This is a genomic window from Ruegeria profundi (assembly GCF_049800715.1).
Lineage (GTDB): Bacteria > Pseudomonadota > Alphaproteobacteria > Rhodobacterales > Rhodobacteraceae > Ruegeria > Ruegeria profundi_A.
In genome coordinates this window covers 95,005-117,351 of record NZ_JBNAFO010000007.1, presented here as the reverse complement: position 1 = coordinate 117,351, position 22,347 = coordinate 95,005, and the positions used below count along the sequence as shown (strand labels likewise).

The 22,347-nt window shown below is 57.9% G+C and carries 18 protein-coding genes and 1 pseudogene; 14 read left to right on the top strand and 5 right to left on the bottom strand.

The window, feature by feature from the left end; genetic code table 11:
- Nucleotides 1–171 precede the first annotated feature (171 nt).
- Complete coding sequence (locus tag ACP15L_RS13005; protein WP_425084483.1) at nt 172–3,660, top strand: PA14 domain-containing protein; 3,489 nt, start codon at nt 172–174, stop codon at nt 3,658–3,660.
- 12 nt (nt 3,661–3,672) lie between these two features.
- Here the strand turns inward: ACP15L_RS13005 and ACP15L_RS13000 are convergent, their stop codons facing one another.
- Genes ACP15L_RS13000 through ACP15L_RS12980 form a run of 5 tightly spaced genes read right to left on the bottom strand, consistent with a single transcriptional unit; the run spans nt 3,673 to nt 6,908 of the window.
- Nucleotides 3,673–5,025, bottom strand: coding sequence for a DUF4384 domain-containing protein (locus tag ACP15L_RS13000; RefSeq protein WP_425084482.1), 1,353 nt, complete (start codon nt 5,023–5,025; stop codon nt 3,673–3,675).
- Nucleotides 5,022–5,432: an ExbD/TolR family protein gene (locus tag ACP15L_RS12995; protein ID WP_425084481.1), complete on the bottom strand. Its 411-nt coding sequence runs from the start codon at nt 5,430–5,432 to the stop codon at nt 5,022–5,024. The genes ACP15L_RS13000 and ACP15L_RS12995 overlap by 4 nt, the downstream gene beginning before the upstream one ends.
- A complete protein-coding gene (locus ACP15L_RS12990) occupies nt 5,429–5,857 on the bottom strand; it encodes an ExbD/TolR family protein (RefSeq protein WP_170378449.1) in 429 nt (142 codons plus the stop codon). The genes ACP15L_RS12995 and ACP15L_RS12990 overlap by 4 nt, the downstream gene beginning before the upstream one ends.
- 10 nt (nt 5,858–5,867) lie before the next feature.
- Entirely contained in the window at nt 5,868–6,488 is a 621-nt protein-coding gene (locus ACP15L_RS12985) for a MotA/TolQ/ExbB proton channel family protein (RefSeq protein WP_170643312.1), read from the bottom strand.
- 3 nt (nt 6,489–6,491) lie between these two features.
- Nucleotides 6,492–6,908 carry a hypothetical protein gene (locus ACP15L_RS12980; protein ID WP_425084480.1) on the bottom strand — a complete coding sequence of 139 codons (417 nt, stop codon included), beginning with the start codon at nt 6,906–6,908 and terminating at the stop codon, nt 6,492–6,494.
- Between the two features lie 367 nt (nt 6,909–7,275).
- Here ACP15L_RS12980 and tssA point away from each other — a divergent pair, with 367 nt between their 5' ends.
- The 13 genes and pseudogenes from tssA to tssB (ACP15L_RS12915) all read left to right on the top strand — a co-directional run.
- Nucleotides 7,276–8,322: a type VI secretion system protein TssA gene (gene tssA / locus ACP15L_RS12975; protein WP_425084479.1), complete on the top strand. Its 1,047-nt coding sequence runs from the start codon at nt 7,276–7,278 to the stop codon at nt 8,320–8,322.
- A gap of 67 nt (nt 8,323–8,389) precedes the next feature.
- The gene (gene tssB, locus ACP15L_RS12970) at nt 8,390–8,905 is read left to right on the top strand and encodes a type VI secretion system contractile sheath small subunit (RefSeq protein WP_170378441.1); all 516 of its coding nucleotides are present in this window, start codon (nt 8,390–8,392) and stop codon (nt 8,903–8,905) included.
- 3 nt (nt 8,906–8,908) lie between these two features.
- The gene (tssC, locus tag ACP15L_RS12965) at nt 8,909–10,405 is read left to right on the top strand and encodes a type VI secretion system contractile sheath large subunit (protein ID WP_425084478.1); all 1,497 of its coding nucleotides are present in this window, start codon (nt 8,909–8,911) and stop codon (nt 10,403–10,405) included.
- 96 nt (nt 10,406–10,501) lie between these two features.
- Nucleotides 10,502–10,996: a type VI secretion system tube protein Hcp gene (locus ACP15L_RS12960; RefSeq protein ID WP_170378430.1), complete on the top strand. Its 495-nt coding sequence runs from the start codon at nt 10,502–10,504 to the stop codon at nt 10,994–10,996.
- An 81-nt stretch (nt 10,997–11,077) separates the two neighbouring features.
- Nucleotides 11,078–11,899: a type VI secretion system accessory protein TagJ gene (locus ACP15L_RS12955; RefSeq protein WP_425084477.1), complete on the top strand. Its 822-nt coding sequence runs from the start codon at nt 11,078–11,080 to the stop codon at nt 11,897–11,899.
- Nucleotides 11,892–12,386, top strand: a complete 495-nt coding sequence (gene tssE / locus ACP15L_RS12950; protein ID WP_170378426.1) for a type VI secretion system baseplate subunit TssE — start codon at nt 11,892–11,894, stop codon at nt 12,384–12,386. Before ACP15L_RS12955 ends, tssE begins: the two co-directional genes overlap by 8 nt.
- A 5-nt stretch (nt 12,387–12,391) precedes the next feature.
- Nucleotides 12,392–14,269: a type VI secretion system baseplate subunit TssF gene (gene tssF / locus ACP15L_RS12945; RefSeq protein WP_170461487.1), complete on the top strand. Its 1,878-nt coding sequence runs from the start codon at nt 12,392–12,394 to the stop codon at nt 14,267–14,269.
- The gene (tssG, locus tag ACP15L_RS12940) at nt 14,233–15,303 is read left to right on the top strand and encodes a type VI secretion system baseplate subunit TssG (protein ID WP_170378422.1); all 1,071 of its coding nucleotides are present in this window, start codon (nt 14,233–14,235) and stop codon (nt 15,301–15,303) included. Before tssF ends, tssG begins: the two co-directional genes overlap by 37 nt.
- 2 nt (nt 15,304–15,305) lie before the next feature.
- Nucleotides 15,306–18,023 (top strand): type VI secretion system ATPase TssH, encoded by a 2,718-nt coding sequence (gene tssH / locus ACP15L_RS12935; RefSeq protein ID WP_425084476.1) that lies wholly within the window; start codon nt 15,306–15,308, stop codon nt 18,021–18,023.
- Nucleotides 18,024–18,064: 41 nt separating this feature from the next.
- Complete coding sequence (locus tag ACP15L_RS12930) at nt 18,065–19,621, top strand: hypothetical protein (RefSeq protein ID WP_425084475.1); 1,557 nt, start codon at nt 18,065–18,067, stop codon at nt 19,619–19,621.
- Between the two features lie 85 nt (nt 19,622–19,706).
- Nucleotides 19,707–20,924: a hypothetical protein gene (locus ACP15L_RS12925; protein WP_170549437.1), complete on the top strand. Its 1,218-nt coding sequence runs from the start codon at nt 19,707–19,709 to the stop codon at nt 20,922–20,924.
- A gap of 57 nt (nt 20,925–20,981) precedes the next feature.
- The gene (locus tag ACP15L_RS12920; RefSeq protein ID WP_170378691.1) at nt 20,982–21,839 is read left to right on the top strand and encodes an ion transporter; all 858 of its coding nucleotides are present in this window, start codon (nt 20,982–20,984) and stop codon (nt 21,837–21,839) included.
- Nucleotides 21,832–22,329, top strand: a pseudogene (tssB, locus tag ACP15L_RS12915) (type VI secretion system contractile sheath small subunit); the annotation flags it as partial. The gene ACP15L_RS12920 and the pseudogene tssB (ACP15L_RS12915), both read left to right, overlap by 8 nt.
- Nucleotides 22,330–22,347 lie beyond the last annotated feature (18 nt).

Below are 22,347 nucleotides of genomic sequence, written 5' to 3'. Positions count from 1 at the left end.
GTGATGCGCTAAATTTAGAAAAAAATGTATGTATTTCAGTAACTTTCGAGAAAGCTCCGCATGCTACTGGTTTTTGGGAATCGTCAGTATACAAATCGGGGTTTTGCGATGAAAAAGCCGGACATCAATCTGAATTTTCAAGCGAATTCCGCGAAGTCTGAGCAAAGCGAAATGCAGGATATTGCAGAAAATCTTTCACGGGCACCTGCAATTTCGGCTGAGGACCCGACCAGGAGTACTCTGCATACCGGCGAACAGGCGCAAGGGGTGCTGGATGAAGCTCAGACCAGTGGCGGAGCACCTCCGGCGGGCGTCAATTTCGCTGAGAGAACGGTGGTTGAAGAAGGTGTTGAAACAGGCATAGCAAGCGTACCGCAAAGCGTTGTCGCACGGGCTGGGTCGCCCTTAAATACAAGCCCATCTGGCGAAAGTGGGCAATCGGATCACCAAGAGAGGGTCTCCTCTGCTGAAACAACTGTCGGACCGCTTCCTACTGCCGATATATCGGCTGAATTTCCGGACGTTACGCCTGAGGTCGAGCCGAACGCGCCCACCCTTCCGACAATTCCTGCGGTCTCGCCCCCTCAGCCACAGGAAGAACAAAACCAAGCCCCCAAGGATGTCATGCTTGACGGCTCAAGCCTCACAGAGAACGATGAAGGCGCGGTGGTCGGGACCATTACGGTGTTTGATCCGGATTCGGAAGGGCCGCATCAGTTTGAGGTGTCCGACCCCCGGTTCGAAATCGTCGACGGTCAGTTGCGATTGAAACCCGGCGTTGCGCTCGACCATGAAGACGCAGTCAGTGTTGAGGTGGATGTCACCGTCACGGATGAAGGCGGTTTAAGCTTGACTGAGCGTTTCACGATCGACGTTGCGAATGTGAACGAAGGCCCAGAAAAAGTGTCGCTGGACAGCACTATAGTGGCCGAAAACGCGATGGGGGCGTCGGTTGGCAATGTTACCGTCGTGGACCCTGATCTGAATGACGCCCACAGCTATGAGATCTCGGTTGGACGCTTTGAAATCTCCGACGGGCAATTGCGCTTGCGGCCGGGTATCTCGTTGGACTACGAGGGCACAGATCACATTGAAGTCAGTATCAAGGCGACCGACGCCGGAGGCTTGAGCGTCACCGAAACATTCTCGATATCGGTTCAGGATATCAACGAAGCGCCGATGGATCTGACTGTTCAAAACGGAACAGAAAACCTGATCCGGAACGGCAGCTTTGAGGAATTCGATCTCCAACAGGGCCGGTGGAGGGGGTTTGACGATGATCAATCCGGTGCCTGGACCGATGCCAACGGGATCGAGATATGGGACCGCCTAGGAGGGCTGCAGGCCTCGGACGGGGATCAGGTGATGGAGATGGACCATGGCTGGGGCATGGATAGCATCTCTCAGGTTGTGCAGACGCAGGAGGGGCAGCTCTATGATCTGGGCTTCGACCTGCGCGAACGCCTTGCGAATGGTACCGATACGGTTGAGGTGTTTTGGAACGACACTCTGGTTGCAGAACTGGATCCAAAATCGTCGGATTGGGAGACGTTCCAACTGCAGGTAGTTGGTACTGGCCAGGACAAGCTGGAACTGCGTGAGGCCGAAGGCCAGAACGACTCCTATGGCGCTTTGGTCGACAATATCACTCTGACCGAAACGCAGCTCGCCGTGGCTGAACATGTCGCGGGCGCTGTGATTGGTCAGGTCCGGTTCGATGATCCTGATCATGGTGATACGCACCGGGTCGAGGTCTCGGATGACAGGTTCGAAGTGATTGGGGGGCAGCTACGTCTGAAACCGGATGTGGCGCTAGATCGCAGTGAGGCTGAGGCCTTGACGGTTGATGTGACTGTCGTCGACGAAGGTGGGCTAAGCACGACCGAGACATTTTCGATCTCTGTCGCAGACAGGCCCGATATGTCGATCAGCACCGGGTTTCATGCCAAATATTTCGATGCCGACCACGGCGTATCGCGACTTGAGGACGTGAACTGGGACGCGCCCGCCGTGCATCAGGAGGTCACGACGGAGATTGACTACGAAGTTAGCCGCGGGTCCTTTTTGGAAGACGGGTCGCGAAACACTTTTGGCGTTGAGGTTTCCGGAACGCTACAGGTTTCCGAGGGCGGGACGTTCACTTTCCATCTCGGAGCAGACGAAGGCGCGATGCTTTTTGTTGATGGTATACAAGTCATCAATGAGGACGATTCACATGGATACCAAACACGCACGGGCCAGATTGGCCTCGAACCCGGAGCGCATGCTATCGAGGTTCGCTATTTTGAGAATTCGGGCGAAGCAGGCCTGAAACTGGAATGGGATGGCCCCGGCCTTGACGGCCAACAGCTTGTTTCGGCTCCGGATGTCGCTCAGGCGCAGGTTGTAGCGGGGACTCCGCTGGCCTTCGATATTGACACAGTAGCTTTGGAAATTGGCCATGATACCCTGTTTTCCTTGGATGGATTGCCGCCGGGCACGCAGGTTGAAGTGGACGGTCAGACCCATGCTGCCGGTCCAGACGGGACAGTAGAAATGGGCAGCTGGCAGGGGGGAGCGCTGACCATAGAACCTCCATTCGATTTCTCGGGCCCTATTGATGTGGGGGTACGTTCCTCCACTCCAACCGAATTAGGTGGTCGTCAAGATGCGCTCCAGACAGTGTCATTCGAGGTTCATCCGGCGCAGGTTTTTGCCCCGACTGCGCAAGTGGCTGGAGGATTTCAAGCCAGTTACTTCGATGTGGAAAGTAGATTGTTGAAATTGGACGACATTGATTGGAGCGCGAGCCCGAGTCATCAGGAAATCGTGGCTGAAATTCACTACAAAAACAGCGCTGACTCGTTCTGGGAAGGCGGATCAAAAGACACATTCGGTGCCCGCTTGGAGGGGCGCATTTCGGTCGAAGAGGGCGGCATATACACCTTCTTTGCCGGAGGGGATGATGGCGTCGTATTATTCGTCAATGGTGTCGAGGTGATCGAGAATGATGGTCTGCACGCCTATAGGACCCGAGCCGGCCAGATCGAACTCGACCCCGGCACCCACGATATCGAGGTCAGGTATTTCGAAAACTACGGGCATGCGGGGCTAAAACTGGAATGGGATGGCCCTGATACAGAGGGCCGCGCCCTAGTCCAGGCGGATCCGGGCTTGGCGATTGAGGAAAATGGGACCTTGGCGCTTGGCATTGACCTGACGGGTGCCAGCGATCAGGCGGATGTGGCAATTGAGGGGTTGCCAGCCAACAGCCTGATTGTAGGCGCAAAGGCCGCGGTGATGTCGGATGGGGGGCCGGTTGATGTGAGCGGCTGGGATATCGGCTACCTTGAAATCTCGCCACCACCGGGGTTCGAGGGCGCAATTGAAGGCCAGATCGTGATCTCGGATACCGGCTTTAACGGCGCGCCGGTGACATCGACAACCGCGTTTTCGATGGAGGTTGGAGATGTTGATGCGCTTACGAAACTCGATGCGCCGGATGAATTCGCGTTTTTTGCGAATGCCTCGGGCAACGGGGATGTAGCATCTTGGGATGCTGATTCATCCGACGCTGCGCAAGACGACACAGACGATGTTTTGAATGAAGACGTTATCTCGCCATCACACACCGAGATTACGAGTATCGAGACGGAGGCCTATGAAAGGGTCGATTGGTAGCCCGCGGCTGACCTATTCGGACGTGGTTATGAAAAAATAGACCCATTCGCCTTTGAATTCTGGGTCCTTGGCGCGGGCGTCGGCGACTCGGTCCTTGAGAAATTCAAGGTAAGGTCCCGCCGGTTCGATCAAGGGTCTTTCCTCGTCAAAGAGCGCGGTCGATGCCGCAAAGGCCACTGCGATTTCTTGTCCGTATGGAGGGCCGATGGTTATGAAAAGGCCGGGGTCGCCTTGTTTTTCAGCGCCAACTTTGAATGCAGATTTGGCGGGTGTTCGGGCAAGAGGGACCGATGCGTTTGGGCTCAGGTGTATGACCTGACCGTCGGCGTCGAAATAGTCGACGTAGATATAGGCGTCGTAGTCGGCTCCGGTCAGATCAAGGACCAGTTGCTGACCCGAGGCGTAGCGAAACTCTCGCGTGTGAATATCATCGCCCACCAGCAGGGGGTTGGTGATCTGGTCGGTCGATTGTGGCAAGCCCACATCGACGATCCCGCTAAGCGCGCCGCATTGGGGTCGGGGAAGGATCAGCAGATTGTCGGTGACCTGAATATTGGCCCCCATCTGCGCCTGAAGCGCCGACAGGACAGGCCCACGAAGGCCGTTTTCTGGGATATGACCGATCAGTTCGAGGGTATTTGTTTCTGGGCGGAACTGTACCTGAAGGCGTGAGCACGGTACCTGGGCCAGCAGACCGTCTATACCATCACGCAGGTCCTCAGCCGCTTGGCCTGCATCTTCGGGGCGCGTGAAACTTTGAAAGGCGGCGAGGCTTACGGGATCAATCGAGGAATCGCCGGTTGCCGAAAACACATCAGCCGCCTTGGCCTTTGGGACGTCCGGTTGGGTTTGGGTCAAAGCGACGGGCCGCGCCTGCACGGCCTGAGCGGTATCAAAGGAAGGTTGTGTCAACGCCACTGTATCCGTCGGCGCGCGGTTGGATGACAGGGTGGTCGTCGGCAACTCGGCCGAGGCCAGAGTTACCGGAACTGCCTGTTCGGCAACAACAGGTTGCGGCTTGTCCGGAACGGCCGCCAGAGCCTGCGTTTGGCTGGCCACCTGGTCGCTGGCCGCGAGGCTTAGGGCATTCGCGGCAATCTCTGGGGCCGGGGATTGCGGAATAAGGCCCTGCGCCAATCGCGCGCCGCTTGTTTCCTCGGTTGAGGTCGCCTCTGTATCCGGCTGCGCTTGCGCGGCGGTGCTTTGTTTCACCTGATGCGCCGAAAGCTGCATCCGCGTTTCCGGCACGGGTTGCTCGATCACGGGTTCAGGCTCCGTAGACCAAAGCAGAACGACCGCAGCCATAGCGTGAATAGCGACAGAGCAGAATAGCGCAACGCCCCATATCAACGGAGTGCGCGTCATCGGACCGGACCCGGAGGTGTAACGACCAACACCACATCCCGTGCGCCCATCGCCTCGAACGCGGCGATTAAGGGCAAGACCTCGCGCAGAGCGGCATCCTGATGGGCGTTGATGCGGAGCAGCAGGTCGGGCTGTTCGGACAGCGCCCCCTCGACCGATAGCGCGATCTGATCCGCCGAAAGCTCTGTTCCGTCCAGGGCCAATTGGCCATCAGCGCTGACTGACAGGGTCAATCCTCCCGCTGGCATATCCGTTCCGGATTGCGACACCGGCGGGGTCACGTCGAATGGCGCGGTGGCGTCCAAGCGTCCGATGAGCATGAAGAAGACCAGTAGAAAAAAGACGACATCTATCAGGGCGATTATGGTTTCGGGGTGGTGGCGTGGGGCAGGGCGGGTGATCTTCATGGGCGCGCCTCCAGCCGGACGACGCGCATGTTGGTCACGCCTGCGCGGGTGACCACGTCCATAACAGTGACCAGCGCTTGCATGCGGGCACTGCCGGTTGGAAGCACGATCACCGGAGTTGCCGGGGCCTGGGCGATTCTGTCGGACAACAGCGCCTCAAGGTCCTCAGAGGTCAGCGCTTGCCCGCGGAAATAGGGCGCGCCGTCGCCTCCGATACGGATCACCACGGCGCTGGCGGGTTCACCTGAGGTGCCGGAGGGTGCAGGGCGATCCGATTGAGCCAATGCCGGGATCATGTCGAGGTTCAGATAGGTCGAGGTCACCATGAAGAACACCAGCAGGATCAGCATCACGTCGATCATCGGCACCAGTGAGATCAGGGGCCGTGTCGGTCTGCGTCTGTTCAGGCTAAGCTCGGCGGACATGTGTGATCCCTTACTGCGTGCCGCGTTCCTCGATCACCATCAACTGCCCAACCGCGTTCTCAATCGCCTGAGCTCCCGCTTCTGCGCGGCCCGATAGCAGCGATGCCCCGACAGCGGCGGGGATGGCGACCAACAGACCGGCGGCTGTGGTCAGCAAGGCCTGCCAGATTCCGCCCGCAAGGACCGAGGCATTGGCCGCTCCTTGCGCCAACTCCAGCTCCTGAAACGACTGGATCATCCCGGTCACGGTCCCCAACAGGCCAAGCAGGGGTGAGATCATCGCGATCAGCTCCAGCACACGAATCCATGTGTTCATGGCAGCGAATTCCTGATTGCCGCGACGTGTAAGCTCGGCCATCAAGGCGGGCCCCTTGAACCCATCGTTCAGCGCTTGCATGGCATAGGCGCAGACGCGATCAGCCGGAGATTTCCCCGCAGCGACGGCTGCCAGCGCCGCCTGCTTGTCGCCCTTGGACCACTGCACCAGTGCTGTGTCCCTCGCGCCTCCGCCGGATCGAACTGGGGCCAGTTGCATCGCCTTGATGACGATCAAAGTGACCGAAAGCAGCGACAACGCGCCAAGGATTGCGATGATTGGGCCTCCTGCGCCCAGTGTCTCGAGCCCGAACATGATCTATTGCGCCAGATTGGCTGAGGTCTTGCTGCCCAGCGCCAGCAGGGGGAAGCAATCCAGAGGTTCGGCGTTCTGGGGCTTGCAGGCCGGCAGATCATGCAGCAGCACCTCAGAGATATTGGAGCATTCGATCTCGGGGATTTCGAACAGTTTCAACACGGTGCGTTGAACGGGCAGGGGGGCCGCGTCGATGGACAGCAGCCGGTCGATCACGCCATCGCTGTCGAGGATGGCCAGCGACATCTCGAATTCTTCGAAACTGTTGTCAGTCTGATTGCGAAACAGGAAGAACGCGCGGCATCCTCCGCCATCGGCGGGTTCGAATTTGTTCAGCTCGATTCCAAGGCGGCCCTCATCGGTCTGCGCGGTTGCGGCCATCAGTGTCAATACAACTGCGCCGAAAAGCGATTTTCTCATCTTCCTACCTCTGCTGCCGGTCGTTGAACCCACATCCGATGTCTTGCGTCGCGGGTCTTAGCCCTGAACATTGCAGAAACAGGGCGCATGCGGGAAGATATTTCTGCAATGGGTCACGTTCGCGATGGAATGATGAACTTGCCCTAGCGTAAACAAACGGTACGGCGGGTCGGGAAAATGTGTATATTGATCTCGACCTGGTCTGCGCATTGCGACCGATTAACCACACAAACCGCAGAGGAAACTGGAAGTGTTTGCGAGTTTCGCCATCATGTGAACTAATTCATACACAAGATTGCAGGCGCTGCTGTAAGCGATTCAACAAGAACAACAAGCTGCGATCGAACAGGACGGTATTGGGAATAAAATGGACCTTTCATCTTATTTGGAGCCCAGAGACGACGAACCCCCCAGCGGTGAAAATCTGGAATACGATCCGGCCTTTACGGACCTTGAGATCGCGGCTCAGCCGGGCGAAGAGCGTCAGATGGGCGATGAGGTCGTCGCGGCCGAGGAACAGGACTGGCGCGATGTCGAGGAAAAGGCCTTGGCCGTCATGGAAAAAAGCCATGACATCCGCGCCGCCATCTATCTCGCTGAGGCTGTTTTGCACACCAAAGGCCTTCCCGCCTTTGCCTCGGCGGTGGGCTATGTGAAATCCCTGCTGGAAGACAATTGGGACACATGCCACCCCGAGTTGGATGAAGACGACGGCGATGCCACTATGCGCATAAATGCGGTGCGCGGTCTGGCCTCGTCTGATCGGATGGTACGCGCCTTGCGTCGGACCGCTTTGACAGACAGCCGCATGTTCGGTCGGATGACCCTGCGCCATCTGGATGTCGCCGAAGGTCGCATCAATATGCCCGCAGATCTGGACGACGCGCCGGATGCAACCGGGGTTGCGGCCGCGTTCAAGGATACCGATGACGAGGTGTTGGAGGCCAATGCCGATGCAGCGTCCGCGGCTCTGGATGATGTCGAGGCAATCGACGCTGTATTTGGCGACAAAACGCCCGGCGAAGGCCCGGATCTGACGCCTCTGTCTGATGCGCTTAAGAGCATCAAGCAGGCGTTGGCCAGCTATGCCGATGTGGGCGAGGCCGAAGAAGACGATTCCGGCGACGATGACAGCCCAAGCAGCCCAACGGGTGCCCCGGCTGCGCTGATGGCATCGGGCGGCGGTGGCGGTGGGGCGATCAACACGCCCGAAGATGTCACGCGGATGCTGGAGCGCATCATGGATTATTATGCCCGGTGCGAGCCCTCCAGCCCTCTGCCAATTTTGCTTGAGCGTGCCAAGCGCCTTGTGAATGCCGATTTTCTGACAATTATCGAAGATATGGCAAAAGAAGGTCTGGATGAGGTGCGCCAGATCGGCGGCATTAAAGAAGAAGACGATGACGATTATTGATCCGTTTGGGCGCAAGCCGAACACCGGATTGAAAAGAAACACTGATGGATGAATCGAGGAGCATCAGATGGCTGACAGTTCACAAAAATTTATAGCCCGGAACAGGGCTCCGAGGGTTCAGATCGAATATGATGTTGAACTCTATGGGGCCGAAAAGAAGGTCCAGCTGCCCTTTGTCATGGGTGTCATGAGCGACCTTGCCGGGAAATCCGAGGTCGAGCAGCCCGCCGTGGCCGACCGCAAGTTCTTGGAAATTGACGTCGACAATTTCGACGACCGGATGAAGTCGATGGCGCCGCGCGCGGCCTTTACCGTGCCGAACACCTTGACGGGAGAGGGCAATCTGGCCGTCGATATCACGTTCGAGAGCATGGATGATTTCAGCCCCGCTGCGATTGCCGCGAAGGTTGAGCCTCTCAAGGAGCTGCTGGACGCGCGCACCCAGCTGTCCAACTTGATGACATATATGGATGGTAAAACCGGGGCCGAGGATCTGATTTCTAAGATCATGCAGGACCCGTCGCTGCTGAAGACACTGGCAGCCCAGCCCAAACCTGGCGCTGACGCCGCCGAGGAGGAGTAAAAGATGGCCGAAGAAGAAGCCAAGGTAGAAGCCGCCGAAGGCGCAACCGCGTTTGGGTCCTCGGAATTCGAGGCTCTGCTGACGAAAGAGTTCCGCCCCAAGTCGGATCAGGCGAAAACCGCTGTTGAAAGCGCAGTCAAGACGCTGGCCGAACAGGCGCTGGCCAATACCGGCCTGATCTCGGACGACGCTTTGCGGTCGATCGAAGGTATCATCGCCGAGATCGACAAGAAACTGACCGAACAGGTCAACCTGATCCTGCATCACGAAGATTTCCAGCAGATGGAAAGCGCGTGGCGTGGTCTGCATTACCTGGTGAACAACACCGAAACCGACGAAATGTTGAAAATCCGCGTGATGAACATCTCGAAGAAGGACATGCATAAGACCCTGCGCAAGTTCAAAGGGACCGCATGGGATCAGTCGCCCATCTTCAAAAAGCTCTATGAAGAAGAGTTCGGCCAGTTTGGTGGTGAGCCTTATGGCTCGCTTGTGGCGGACTATCACTTCGACCACAGCCCGCAGGATATTGAGTTGCTGGGCGAGATGTCCAAGATCGCCGCTGCGGCGCATGCGCCTTTGATCACCGGGGCCAAGCCTAGCTTGTTCCAGATGGACAGCTGGTCGGAACTGGCCAACCCGCGCGATCTGACCAAGATCTTCCAAACCCCGGAATATGCCGCATGGCGCAGTCTTCGCGAAAGCGAAGATTCTAAATATGTCGGTCTGGCAATGCCGCGCTTCCTGGGTCGTATGCCCTATGGATCGAAAACCGAACCGGTCGAGGAATTCGCGTTCGAAGAAGACACCACCGGTGCCAACAGCGACAGCTACAGCTGGGTCAACGCGGCCTATGGTATGGCGGTGAACATCAACCGGTCCTTCAAGGAATATGGCTGGTGCTCGCGTATTCGCGGCGTGGAAAGCGGTGGCACGGTCGAGGGCCTGCCCGCGCATACCTTCCCAACCGACGATGGCGGCGTGGACATGAAGTGCCCGACCGAGATCGCGATTTCGGACCGTCGCGAGGCGGAACTGGCCAAGAACGGCATGATGCCTCTGATCCACCGCAAGAATAGCGATTCGGCGACCTTCATCGGCGCGCAATCGCTGCACAAGCCGGCGGAATATGATGATGCGGATGCAACCGCGAACGCCAACCTGGCTGCGCGCTTGCCCTATCTGTTCGCGACCTGCCGATTCGCGCATTACCTGAAATGCATGGTGCGTGACAAAGTTGGCTCGTTCAAAAGCCGTCAGGATATGGAGTCTTGGCTGCAGGGCTGGATCAACCAATACGTGGACTTCAACGCCGATATCTCGGCCGAAGCGGAAAAAGCACGTAAGCCTTTGGCCTCGGCCGAGGTGGTTGTGGAAGATGTCGAAGGCAATCCAGGCTACTACACGTCCAAATTCTTCCTGCGCCCGCACTATCAGCTGGAAGGCCTGTCGGTCTCTCTGCGTCTCGTATCGAAACTTCCGTCCGAAAAAGCTGGATAAAGGTCAAAAAAATTGGCGGCATGTGATGTGTTTCACTGCCGCCGTCACGACCCTCCGGTAAACCGGGTTTAGAAACTAGAAAAGAGGAAGGCTAAAATGGAAAACGTATTTGTACAGATGGACTTCCCGGGCGAAGCACGGGAAAAGCAGCACAAAGATTGGATCGCGGTTAAGTCGATCTCGTGGGAGGTTGAGCGGACGCTGGACATGTCCGACATGGGCACCACACAGCGCGGTTATGCCAACGCGAATTTCGGCAAAGTGACTCTGAACACCGAGCTCAGCAAAGCGTCTGCCAAGATCATGACCTATGTTGCATCGGGCAAGTCGAACTCGGAAATGCTGATCCACATGTGCCGTTCTGGCGACGACGAAAAGAAAGGCATGGAGCCTTATCTGATAATCAAACTGCGTGACGCAATCGTGGACAGCTACTCGGTCGATGGCGGCGAAGACTCGATCCCGTCGGAAACCTGGACCGTCGCGTATCGTGGCATCTCGGTCAAATACAAGATCGCCGACTTCAAAACCGGCAAGCTCAGCGATTGCAACGAGTTCCTGTGGAACCTGGAAACCGGCGACGTCAGCTAAGGTTTAAAACGACTATGGGTCCCGGTGGCATTTGCCGCCGGGGCTTTTGCACTTTTTCCATCCTGACTGCGCGAGGGTTACATGACGCCGGAAGAGCATCTTAAATCAGGCGATCTGGCGGCCACATTGGCCTCTCTGCAAGATAAAGTCCGTGCCAATCCCGCAGACGCCAAGCTGCGGATTTTTCTGTTTCAGCTGCTCTGTGTGATGGGCGACTGGAAACGCGCGATCACCCAGTTGAAACTGAGCGCGGAGATGGATGAAGCGGCCACGATGATGGCCAAAACCTACCGTGAGGCCATCATTTGCGAGGTCTATCGCGAAAAAGTTTTTGCCGGGGAAAAGACCCCGATGATTTTTGGTGAGCCGGAAGAGTGGCTGGCCCATCTGATCGAGGCACAGAAACTGACAGCTGGTGGGCATTTCGACCAGGCTGCCGAGCTGCGCGCGAAAGCGTTCGATGCAGCACCCGCGACATCCGGTACGGTCAATGGCGAAGCGTTCGAATGGATCGCCGATGCCGATATGCGGCTAGGGCCAGTCCTCGAAGTGATTGTGAACGGCCGCTATTTCTGGCTGCCGTTTTCTCAGATCGTGCGGATCGACATCGAACCGCCCAGCGACCTGCGTGACGCGGTTTGGACCGCCTGCACGCTGACCGTTGCTAGCGGAGGGGAACTCGCCGCCCTGATCCCAACACGCTATGCCGGATCGACCGAGCAGGGCGATGATGCCGCCCGTCTGGCGCGGGCGACCACTTGGGTCGATGCCGGCGGCGAAACCTTTGTCGGGCTGGGCCAGCGTTTGCTGACGACAGATAAGTCCGACATCGCGCTGCTGGACATTCGCGAACTGGTTCTGGACGTGGCGACCGGTGCCGGGGAAACGGCGGGAGATGGCTGAGAAGACCCTTGCCGAACGCCTGCAACCCTCGCTTCTGGATCGGTTGACGGATGACGCGCCGGATCAGTTGAAAGAGGGGCGGGATTCCCGCGTGATTGACGTCGGGCGCCTGCGCGAGATCATTCAGCGCGATCTGTCCATGTTGCTCAACACCACCGATCAATCCGATCTGATTGATGAGGATGTCTATCCTTACGCCTCCAAGTCGGTCCTGAACTACGGCATTCGCCAGACCTCGGGCTCGTTCTCGACCCTGCGTCAAGCCCAGCGCATTCAGAAGTCCATTGCCGATTCTATCGAAGTGTTTGAACCTCGGATCGTGAAAGGGTCGGTCGCGGTCGAGCTTCGCTCGGAAAAGCAATCGGGCGAGATGCATGTGGATTATGACATCCGCGCCGTGATGTGGGCACAACCCATGCCTCTGGAATTGTATCTGCGCAGCCGGGTCGACGTGACCACCGGCGAAGTCTCGATCGAGCGGAGCTAGGCGCGATGGATACACGGCTTCTGAAACATTACGAAACCGAACTGGCCTTCCTGCGCGAAATGGGGGCTGAGTTTGCAAATGCCTACCCCAAGATCGCCTCGCGTCTGGGAATGGAAGGGATCGAGGTTGTTGACCCATATGTCGAACGTCTGCTGGAAGGCAGCGCGTTTCTGGCGGCTCGGGTTCAGCTGGAACTGGACATGCAGTTCCCGACCTTCACATCGAACCTGCTCGAGATTGTCTATCCGCATTACCTGGCCCCGACACCGTCGATGATGGTGGCGCAGATGGAGCCTGACATCGGTAACGCCGCGCTGAAAGAAGGCTACCCGATCCCGCGAGGCACCACCTTGCGCGCGCGTTTGGCCGAGGGCGAACAGACCGCGTGTGAGTTCACCACTTCCTCGGACCTAACCCTCTGGCCGATTGAAATCACCGAAGCCGAGTACATTGACGGCCGGGGAGAGCTGGTGGCTGCTGGGGTGGCGCGCGACACCGACGCTCGCGCCGGTATTCGCCTGCGTTTGAACCGCACCGACGGTGAGCCGATGGCCGAGCTGGGAATGGACAGCCTTGTGATGCATCTGGATACCCAGAGCGGTAAGGCTTGGGCCCTGCATGAGTTGCTGGCCACCCAATGTGTCGGGCTGACGGGCCGCTCGACGGACCGCCGCGCGGATTGGACCACCCGGCTGACGACTGCCGATGTCGTACCCAAAGGGTTTGACGCGGATGAGGCCCTGTTGCCTACCCCGCGCCAGTCCTTCGACGGTTATCGCCTACTGCAGGAATATTTTGCGATGCCGGAACGGTTCCTCTTTGTGGAACTGACCGGCCTGCGACCCGCGCTCGAAAAATCGGCGGGCACGGATGTGGATATCTACATCCTGTTGCAGGACGGGATGCGCGATGTCGCCCCCGCCGTGACCCCTGCGGCCTTTGCCCTGAACGCGGTGCCTGCGGTGAACCTGTTCCACCGCCGCTGCGACCGGGTGCATATCACCCAAATGGACACGCAGCATCATGTCGTTCCGAACCGCACTGCGGGTCTCGACTATGAAATATTTGGGATTGAACGCGTCACCGGTATTCAATCGGATGAAGAGGGGGATATTCCTTTCCGCCCTTTCTATAGCGACACTGACCTGACGGCTGCGGGCGACAATCACTCGGCTTATTACACGATCAAACGCCGGATGCGGCAGCGTAATGAAAAGGAACGGCTGCGGGGCGTGCGGACCTCGTATCTGGGGTCTGAGGTTTACCTGACTTTGGTTGACCGGGCGCAGGCGCCTTATCCCGGATCGTTGGAGCAATTGGCGGTTGAGGCGCTGTGCTCCAACCGCGATTTGCCCCTCTTGCTGGCCGCAGGCGGAGATGACGTCTTTCATCTTCCGGACGGTGGTCCGGTCAAGACAATCCGGACGCCGGTGACACCCACGCGCCCACATGCGACGTTGGCTCAGGGTGATGCTGCGTGGAAGCTGATCAGCCATCTCAGCCTCAATTATCTGTCCATTGCGGGCGACGGGAAAGAAGGCGGGGCGGGCGCTTTGCGCGAATTGCTCGGCATCTATGCCCCGCTTGGCAACCGCGTGACCGAGAAACAACTTGAGGGTGTAGTCTCAGTCTCCAGCCGACCCATTGTGCGCCGGATGAGCGACGAGGTCCTCAGCACGGCGGTGCGCGGGTTAGAGATCACGCTGGGCTTCGACGAAAGTTTCTACGAAGGCACCAGCGTCTATGTGCTGGGCGCGGTGCTCGAGCGGTTCTTCCGCAAATACACCACGATCAACAGCTTCACGGAAACCGTGCTAAAAACCGAACGACGAGGAGAGATTGCCAGATGGCGACCAGCGGCCGGACTGGGCAGGATCATCTGAGCCTGCTTGCCGCGCTGGCGGCTGATCCTGAAAGGCATCACGTCTTTCAGGCGTTGCGGGTGATTGAAGCGCATTATGCGGATGCGCCGCGTCTTGGTGAATCGCGCCGTCCGCGCGAGGATCGCGTGCGGTTAGGGCAGGATGTCTCACTGGCCTTTCCGCCCAACACGCTGACGCGGTTTGAACCGGCGACCGACGGCGCGCCGGGCAAGCTTAACAATCTGTTCTTTGGCTTTTTTGGACCGCAAGGCCCTCTGCCTCTGCACCTGACCGAGTTCGCCCGCGACCGACAGCGCAACCACCGCGACCCGACTTTTGTCGCCTTTGCCGACATGCTCACCCACCGGATGATGAGCTTGCTCTACCGGGCATGGGCCGCAGCAGAGCCCGCACCTAGTTTTGACCGGGGTGACGATCCGTTTGAACAGCGCGTGGCGGCTTTGGCCGGGTTCAAGGGTGCAGACTATAGCGACCGCGATGCAATGCCGGATATGCTACGCCGTTTCTTTGCTGGGCATCTCGGGTCAGGGACGAAAACGGTCGAAGGCTTAATCGCGATCCTGTCGGACTATTTCGGGGTCGAGGCGCACGTGCAGCAGTTCGTCGGCTCGTGGTTGGAGTTGGAGCCGGACGACACTTGGCAGCTCGGCTCGCCCGCGCGATTGGGGCAATCGACCAGCATCGGCAACCGCGTCTGGTCACGCGCGGCCAAGTTCCGTATTCGCATCGGGCCACTGTCGCTGGAAGATTACAAACGCCTGCTCCCCGGCGGCGTTTCTCAGGAACGGATGGAGGCGATTATCCGCACCTATGCCGGTGACACCCTGGATTGGGAGGTCAATCTGGTGCTGGCCGGTGATGAGGTGCCGCGCGCCTCGCTGGGTGGAACGACGCAGCTGGGTCATACCAGCTGGATAAGAACCCGCGATGATCCTGAACAGAACCGCCCGGATGCGGATGATCTGATCCTGTATCCCGGATATGTATCACAAGAATTCGAGGCCGAAGAACTGGCCCATAACGAGAGGTATTGAAGATGACGGAAATCAGCCGTGTGTCGCTGTTCGGTAAGCTGAACAAGCTGGGCTATCAGGCCATCGAAGGGGCCACCGTGTTCTGCAAGATGCGGGGCAATCCGTATGTCGAAATCCAACACTGGCTGCATCAGATCCTGAACGGCCAGGACAGCGACATTCACCGCATCATCCAGCACTACGATCTGGATCCGGGCAAGATTGCATCGGAACTGACGCGCAGCCTGGACATGCTGCCGCGCGGGGCGTCCTCAATCTCGGACCTGTCCGATCATCTGATGGACGCGATGGAGCGCGGTTGGGTCTGGGGCTCATTGCTGTATTCCGACAGCAAGGTGCGGACTGGGTATCTTATCCTCGGCATGCTCAAGACGCCTGCGCTGCGCAATATTCTGGCCAGCATGTCGCCAGAACTGGCCAAGATCGGCGCCGATGATCTGGCCGACAGCTTTGGCGAAGCCACAGATGGCTCACCCGAGGATACGCTGGGTGCACAGGACGGTTCGAACGTGGGTGGCGGAGCGGAACCCGGTGAGGCCAGCGGCGCGATGGCCCCCGGCGCGATGGGCAAGGGTGAGGCGTTGGAGCAGTTTTGCACCGACCTGACCGAACAGGCCCGCAACGGTGAGATTGATCCCATCGTCGGCCGAGATGAGGAAATCCGCCAGATCGTCGACGTGCTGATGCGCCGCCGTCAGAACAACCCGATCCTGACCGGTGAGGCGGGCGTTGGTAAAACTGCCGTGGTCGAAGGGTTTGCTCTGCGGATTGCTCGTGGTGACGTGCCGCCTGCGTTGAAAGATGTGCGCCTGTTGGTTCTGGATGTGGGCCTGCTGCAAGCGGGCGCGTCGATGAAGGGTGAGTTTGAAAACCGCCTGCGTCAGGTGATTGATGAGGTTCAGGCCAGCCCGACTCCGATTGTGATGTTTGTCGATGAGACTCATACGTTGGTCGGGGCAGGGGGCGCTGCCGGGACCGGCGACGCGGCCAACCTGCTGAAACCGGCGCTGGCGCGCGGTACGTTGCGCACAATCGGCGCGACCACATGGGCCGAGTATAAGAAATATATCGAGAAAGACCCGGCTCTGACCCGCCGTTTCCAAGTGGTGCATGTGGAAGAGCCCGATATTCCAAAAGCGGTTCTGATGATGCGCGGCATCGCCTCGATGCTGGAAAAACACCACCGGGTGCAAGTGTTGGACGAGGGGATCGAAGCGGCAGTGACGCTTTCGGCCCGCTACATCCCTGCACGACAGTTACCGGATAAATCGGTCAGCTTGCTGGATACAGCTTGTGCGCGGGTCGCGGTGTCTCAGCACGCGGTTCCGGCCGAGGTCGATGACAGCCAGCGGCGGATTGAGGCTCTGACCACCGAATTGGAGATTATAGAACGGGACGAGACCGCAGGCTATGACGTTGCTGACCGCCGCGAGGCGGTGAATGCCGCGAAAGAGGCGGAAGAGGCGCGGCTGGAAGAACTCAACGGCCGTTGGGAGGCCGAGAAGAAAGTGGTCGAAGAAATCCTCGACCTGCGGGCCAAGCTGCGCGCAGGCGGGCAAGAGGTCGAAGGCACCGGCACCGCTGAAGGCGAAGCCGCGACCGAGGAAGCCCCTGAAACCCAGCCCATCGACCGCGAGGCTCTGCTTGCCGAGTTGAAAGCCAAGAACGCCGAGTTGGAAGAAGTGCAGGGCGACAGCCCACTGATCTTGCCTATCGTCGATCATCAGGCGGTGGCCAGCGTAGTGGGTGACTGGACCGGTATCCCAGTTGGCCGCATGGTCAAGGATGAGATCGAGACGATCCTGAACCTGGAAACCCGCCTGGCCCAACGTGTCATTGGTCAGGATCATGCGATGAAGATGATCGCCAAACGGGTTCAAACCAGCCGGGCGGGGCTCGATAATCCGAATAAGCCCATCGGTGTCTTCATGCTGGCAGGCACCAGCGGCGTAGGTAAAACCGAAACCGCGCTGGCCCTCGCCGAGGTGCTCTATGGCGGCGAACAGAACGTCATCACCATCAACATGTCCGAATACCAAGAGGCGCATACCGTCAGCAGCCTGAAAGGCGCGCCTCCGGGCTATGTCGGCTATGGCGAAGGTGGCGTGCTGACCGAAGCGGTGCGGCGCAAGCCATACTCGGTCGTGCTGCTGGATGAGGTCGAAAAGGCCCATCCGGACGTGCACGAGATATTCTTTCAGGTCTTTGACAAGGGCGTCATGGAGGATGGCGAGGGCCGCGTGATCGACTTCAAGAACACGCTGATCCTGCTGACTTCGAATGTCGGTACCGAGATGATCATGGACATGTGCGCCGATCCGGATCTGATGCCTGATTCGGAAGGCATGGCCAAAGCGCTGCGGGATCCGCTGCTCAAGGTGTTCCCGCCGGCGCTGCTGGGGCGTCTGGTGACGATTCCTTATTATCCGCTCAGCCCCGAGATGCTGGGGGAGATCACAAAGCTACAACTTGGGCGAATCAAGAAGCGCGTCGAATCTGCTCATGGTGTACCATTCGAATACACCGACGCCGTGGTGGACGAGATCGTCAACCGTTGTCAGGAGCTGGACAGCGGTGGTCGTATGATCGACGCGATCGTGACCAATACAATGCTGCCGGATATCTCGGCAGAGTTCCTAAAAAGAATGATGGAGGGCGAAGAAGTTTCCAAAGTCGTGATCGACGTCACAGACGGGGACTTCACTTACGGGTTTGATTGAGCGCAACGCATGATGCGTCTGACCGAGAAAGGGGACACTTTATGAAGGCGACTATGACACCGGAACTGGATCAGAAATGGTGGTCCAAGAACAAACCGAAGCTGATGAAGAAGACCGGCCTGGGAGATGCTTTGAAAGCATACCAGGTCGCCGAAGATCAGATGGATTGGGACAAGACTTTGAAAGCCTTGTCCAACGTCAAACGCAAGGTGGCCGAGGCTGTGAAGCTCGCAGGCAGCAAGCACTCGGATACTGTGACGGTCCTGAAAAAGTACCCCAAGATCATCGACAAGAAAGAAAAGGAACTCGAGGAAAAGAAAAAGGACGCAGCGGCTCGGGCCAAGTCGGCCTCGACCGATGCGCCCAAGCAGAAACTGGGTAAGTCGGTTGTCATCTGGAAGAAGGATCTGGGCACCGAGATTACCAAGAAATACAAGCCCGACTGGCTGAAAGAGCTGAAGGGCTATGCGTTCCAGTTGAAGCTGAACGATGATCTTCTGGATGTTCTGGAAGATGAAGGCGACTACGTCACGCCGCAGCAGATGGTGGATGACGCTAATGCAGTAACCGACAAGCTGGTTGCCTTGATCGCCAAAGAGCTGATGGCGACGGATGCGGCGATCAAGAAGGCCAGCGACGCAAAGAAACGCGCGGCGTTGATCAAAGGGTTCGACGACAAGCTCGCGACCATCATGAACGGTGCCAAAAAGCACTATGAGTCGATCCCGGCCAAGCGCTGGCAGGCCTTTGTGAAGCGCAAGCAACAGTACAAGGATTATAAGGTTAAAACCGGCTTTGACATCACGCTTGGCGTGTTGGGTGTCGTCGGTGGGGCCGCGGGTGTGGCCGGTGCGGCCGCAACAGGCGGCGCGTCGCTGGCCTTGGGGATCGTCTCGCTGGTGCGGGGCGTTGCGCAACTGGCTGATAAGATCAAGGACGCCGCGCAAGAGGCCGAGAAGGTCGAAAAGAACCTCAAAAGCGATCTGGACACGCTCCTCAAGCGGTATCGCACCGCGGAAGGCGAGGCCAAAAAGCAGGTTCAGGGCGGTGCCGAGGTTGGTGCCTCAGTCCTAAAGGGTATTTTGGGCACCGATACGCCGTTCCTGGCCACTCTGCCGAAATGCGACAAGAACTATGGTTTGTGGCAAAACAAAGTCGCCGGGCTTGAAGTTGGTGGGCGCAAACTGTCTCAGGCGATCATGAAGGGCCTGCAGGAATGCGACAAGCTTGAGAAAGCCATGAAACAGGCTGACGCGAAGAAGGCCGGTAAGTATCTGGACAAGCTCAAAAAAGCCCGTGCCTCGTTGCAGAAGGGTTTGGATGGGTGTTCGGATATGATGAAGCGGGTCTCGGACGCGGATAATAACGCGCCGAACCTCAAGAAGATGCTGGATGCGCTGAATTCGAGCAATCCGAAATACGCGCAGATCTTCGACAAGGTATTCCCGGTTGTCGTCAACCTAACGCTGGCGGGTGCAAATGCTGGGGTTGGCTTCAAGGAAGCGTCGAGCACGCTCGACACAGTCAACACGGCGCTTGGGCTGTTCAACGACATTGCCTCGGAAGGCAAGGATCAGCTGGAAGAAGCGATCGGCTAAGCGACGGGGCGGCGCCTGTGGCCCAAAGCCACGCGGCGCCGACCTCATCCGGCAGGAACGAAACGGAATATAGGCGCGAAAAAAATTGGCAAAGCAGACAGTTACACCTCACAAGTTCTACGTGGTCGATCTCATCCGGTCGAAGCCCAAGCTTCAGTATATCGAGATCCCCAGCTACCGCGTTGACGTCAAATTCGAAGTCACGGCCAAGGGTCCGGTACCGTCGACCACGCTGAAACGTCTTGAAGCAGCAGGCATGAAAGAGCTGGAGCGCTATGAGACGGTGATCAGTCAGGAGGCGGTCAAGCTCGACAAGAAAGTCGCCGAGCTGATGAAGACGCCGGGTCAGAAATCTCAGGCCGAAGCTGAGAAGATGATCCAGGCCACCAACCAGATGATCAAGAACGCCCTGCGGTCGGCCGAAGGGGCCGCTCAGGTGGCGATCGAAAAGCAGATCAAGGTTGAGGCGAATAAGGACAAACTGCTGAAAGAAGCACGGGTCAAGACGACGCTGAAGGTGACTGCCGGTGTGATCAAGATCGGTACGGCTGTCACACGGCTGGTGGCGACCTCGGGCGCGGATGTCATGGCCTACAAGACCATTGTCAAACAGGTCTACGACCTTGGCAAAGAGGTTCAGCAGCAGTTGAAGGGTGAAGAAAAACTGCGCAAGGATTTGGAAGGCGCCATCCAGAAATATATAAAGCTGCGTGGCACCTCGATCATGCAGGCGGCTGAGCGGCAGGGTATTACCGATACGTCCGGAATCTCGGTCAAGAAACCGATGGAGGCGATCAAGAAACTGACCGCCAAGGCCCTCGCCATGGGTGATGAGGTCACCAAGGGCCGCGATGCCAAGAAGATCGCCAAAGAAATCGCGGATTTCGCGATCAAGGGCTATCAAGTCTACCAGAAGGATTCGAACAAGAAGCGCGCGCTCTATCGTGAGCATACGACGAAGACGCGCCATAAGGTCGATGATCTGGGCAAGGCCGCTGACAAGCTGATGAAGGCTGCGAAGTCGCAGAAAACCCTGAAAGAGGGCGTCAAGCTGGGGGCCGAGTGTATGGCCGTCAAGCGTGAAGCCAGCGCAATGGCCGCCAAGCTCGAGGAACGTCAGAAGTTCCTGGCCGAGATGGAGGCTCTGATGGAAGGCAACGGTCTGAAAGTGGATGACACCACGATCATGGATAAGCTGAAGAAGCTGGACAAGATGACGGTTCTGAAAGAGACCAAGACAATGTTTACCTCGGTCAAAGGGGTCTACAAACTGGTGGATGGAATCAGCGACGTCGTTGGTTAAACACGTAAATCTTCGGGTGCGGATCGCCGCGCCCGACACCCAAAGCAACAGGAGGTGTTGGTGGAACCCGGTATCGAGAAGAGCGAAACGCTCCGCGACACCGTGCGCGAGTTTGTCGAGCGTAAGGCTGTGACCAACACCATTCTTGGTGTGATCATTTTCAACGCGATCACGCTGGGGCTATCAACCTCTCCTTCGGTTCAGTCGAGTATCGGCCCGACCCTGGTTGTGATCGACAAGATCGTGCTGGGCATTTTCGTGGCCGAGCTGTTGATGAAATTCTATGCTTACCGGTTCAGCTTCTTCAACAACGCCTGGAACATCTTTGACCTTGTTGTGGTTACGCTGGGTCTGCTGCCCAACCGCGACGGGCTGTCCGCGCTGCGGGGGTTGCGGGTCATCCGGGCGATGCGTTTGCTATCGGTTATCCCGCAAATGCGAGCGGTGGTTCAGGCTTTGCTGGACGCGCTTCCGGGGATGGGCGCGGTGATCATCATGATCTCAATCGTGTTCTACGTTTTTGCCGTCATGGCGACGCTGATGTACGGCCCGGATTTCCCGGAATGGTTCGGTTCTTTGGGTAAATCGCTCTATTCCCTGTTCCAGATCATGACGCTGGAAAGCTGGTCGATGGGCATCGTCCGCCCAGTGATGGAGGTTCACCCCACCGCCTGGATTTTCTTCGTGCCCTTCATCGTCATCACTGCTTTCTCGGTTCTGAACCTGTTCATCGGTCTGCTGGTCAACACTATGCAATCCGCCGTGGAGGACGAGTCGGTTGAGGAGTTCTCGCATCTGCGTGAATTGGTACGCAGCGAGACCGATATTGTAGACGATCGCGTAAAGGAACTGCTGGTCGAGGTTCGCGCCCTGCGGCGCGAAGTGGCCGAGTTGAAAGGTCAAACCGATGGCTGACAGCTCTCAGAAATTCATCGCTCGCAATCGGGCGCCGCGCGTTCAGATTGAATATGATGTGGAGCTTTACGGGGCCGAGAAAAAGGTTCAACTGCCGTTTGTCATGGGAGTGATGAGCGATCTCTCCGGCAAGTCTACGGTCGAAACGCCATCGGTTTCGGATCGCAAATTCCTTGAGATTGATGTCGACAATTTCGACGACCGTATGAAGGCCATGGCCCCGCGCGTTGAATTTGCCGTGCCCAATACGCTGACAGGCGAGGGTAACCTGGCCGTGGATCTGACATTTGAGAAGATGGCCGATTTTACCCCGGCCCAGATCGCGTCAAAAATCGAGCCTCTGCGTAAACTGCTTGAGGCTCGCACGCAATTGTCGACTTTGATGGCCTATATGGATGGGAAGACCGGGGCCGAGACGCTGATCGAAAAAGTGCTGGCCGATCCGGCCCTTCTGGGTGCCCTTGCGGGCAGTTCGCTCCCCGAGCAGGACAATGAGGCCACGTTGGAC

Coding starts and splice junctions, on each gene's coding strand:
- tssC (WP_425084478.1), top strand. CDS start 8,909: ATGGCCGAAGAAGAAGCCAAGGTAGAAGCCGCCGAAGGCGCAACCGCG.
- ACP15L_RS12980 (WP_425084480.1), bottom strand. CDS start 6,908: ATGAGAAAATCGCTTTTCGGCGCAGTTGTATTGACACTGATGGCCGCA.
- tssB (WP_170378441.1), top strand. CDS start 8,390: ATGGCTGACAGTTCACAAAAATTTATAGCCCGGAACAGGGCTCCGAGG.
- ACP15L_RS12930 (WP_425084475.1), top strand. CDS start 18,065: ATGAAGGCGACTATGACACCGGAACTGGATCAGAAATGGTGGTCCAAG.
- ACP15L_RS12995 (WP_425084481.1), bottom strand. CDS start 5,432: ATGAAGATCACCCGCCCTGCCCCACGCCACCACCCCGAAACCATAATC.
- ACP15L_RS12985 (WP_170643312.1), bottom strand. CDS start 6,488: ATGTTCGGGCTCGAGACACTGGGCGCAGGAGGCCCAATCATCGCAATC.
- tssF (WP_170461487.1), top strand. CDS start 12,392: ATGGATACACGGCTTCTGAAACATTACGAAACCGAACTGGCCTTCCTG.
- ACP15L_RS12960 (WP_170378430.1), top strand. CDS start 10,502: ATGGAAAACGTATTTGTACAGATGGACTTCCCGGGCGAAGCACGGGAA.
- tssG (WP_170378422.1), top strand. CDS start 14,233: ATGGCGACCAGCGGCCGGACTGGGCAGGATCATCTGAGCCTGCTTGCC.
- ACP15L_RS13005 (WP_425084483.1), top strand. CDS start 172: ATGCAGGATATTGCAGAAAATCTTTCACGGGCACCTGCAATTTCGGCT.
- ACP15L_RS12990 (WP_170378449.1), bottom strand. CDS start 5,857: ATGTCCGCCGAGCTTAGCCTGAACAGACGCAGACCGACACGGCCCCTG.
- ACP15L_RS12955 (WP_425084477.1), top strand. CDS start 11,078: ATGACGCCGGAAGAGCATCTTAAATCAGGCGATCTGGCGGCCACATTG.
- tssA (WP_425084479.1), top strand. CDS start 7,276: ATGGACCTTTCATCTTATTTGGAGCCCAGAGACGACGAACCCCCCAGC.
- tssE (WP_170378426.1), top strand. CDS start 11,892: ATGGCTGAGAAGACCCTTGCCGAACGCCTGCAACCCTCGCTTCTGGAT.
- ACP15L_RS13000 (WP_425084482.1), bottom strand. CDS start 5,025: ATGACGCGCACTCCGTTGATATGGGGCGTTGCGCTATTCTGCTCTGTC.
- tssH (WP_425084476.1), top strand. CDS start 15,306: ATGACGGAAATCAGCCGTGTGTCGCTGTTCGGTAAGCTGAACAAGCTG.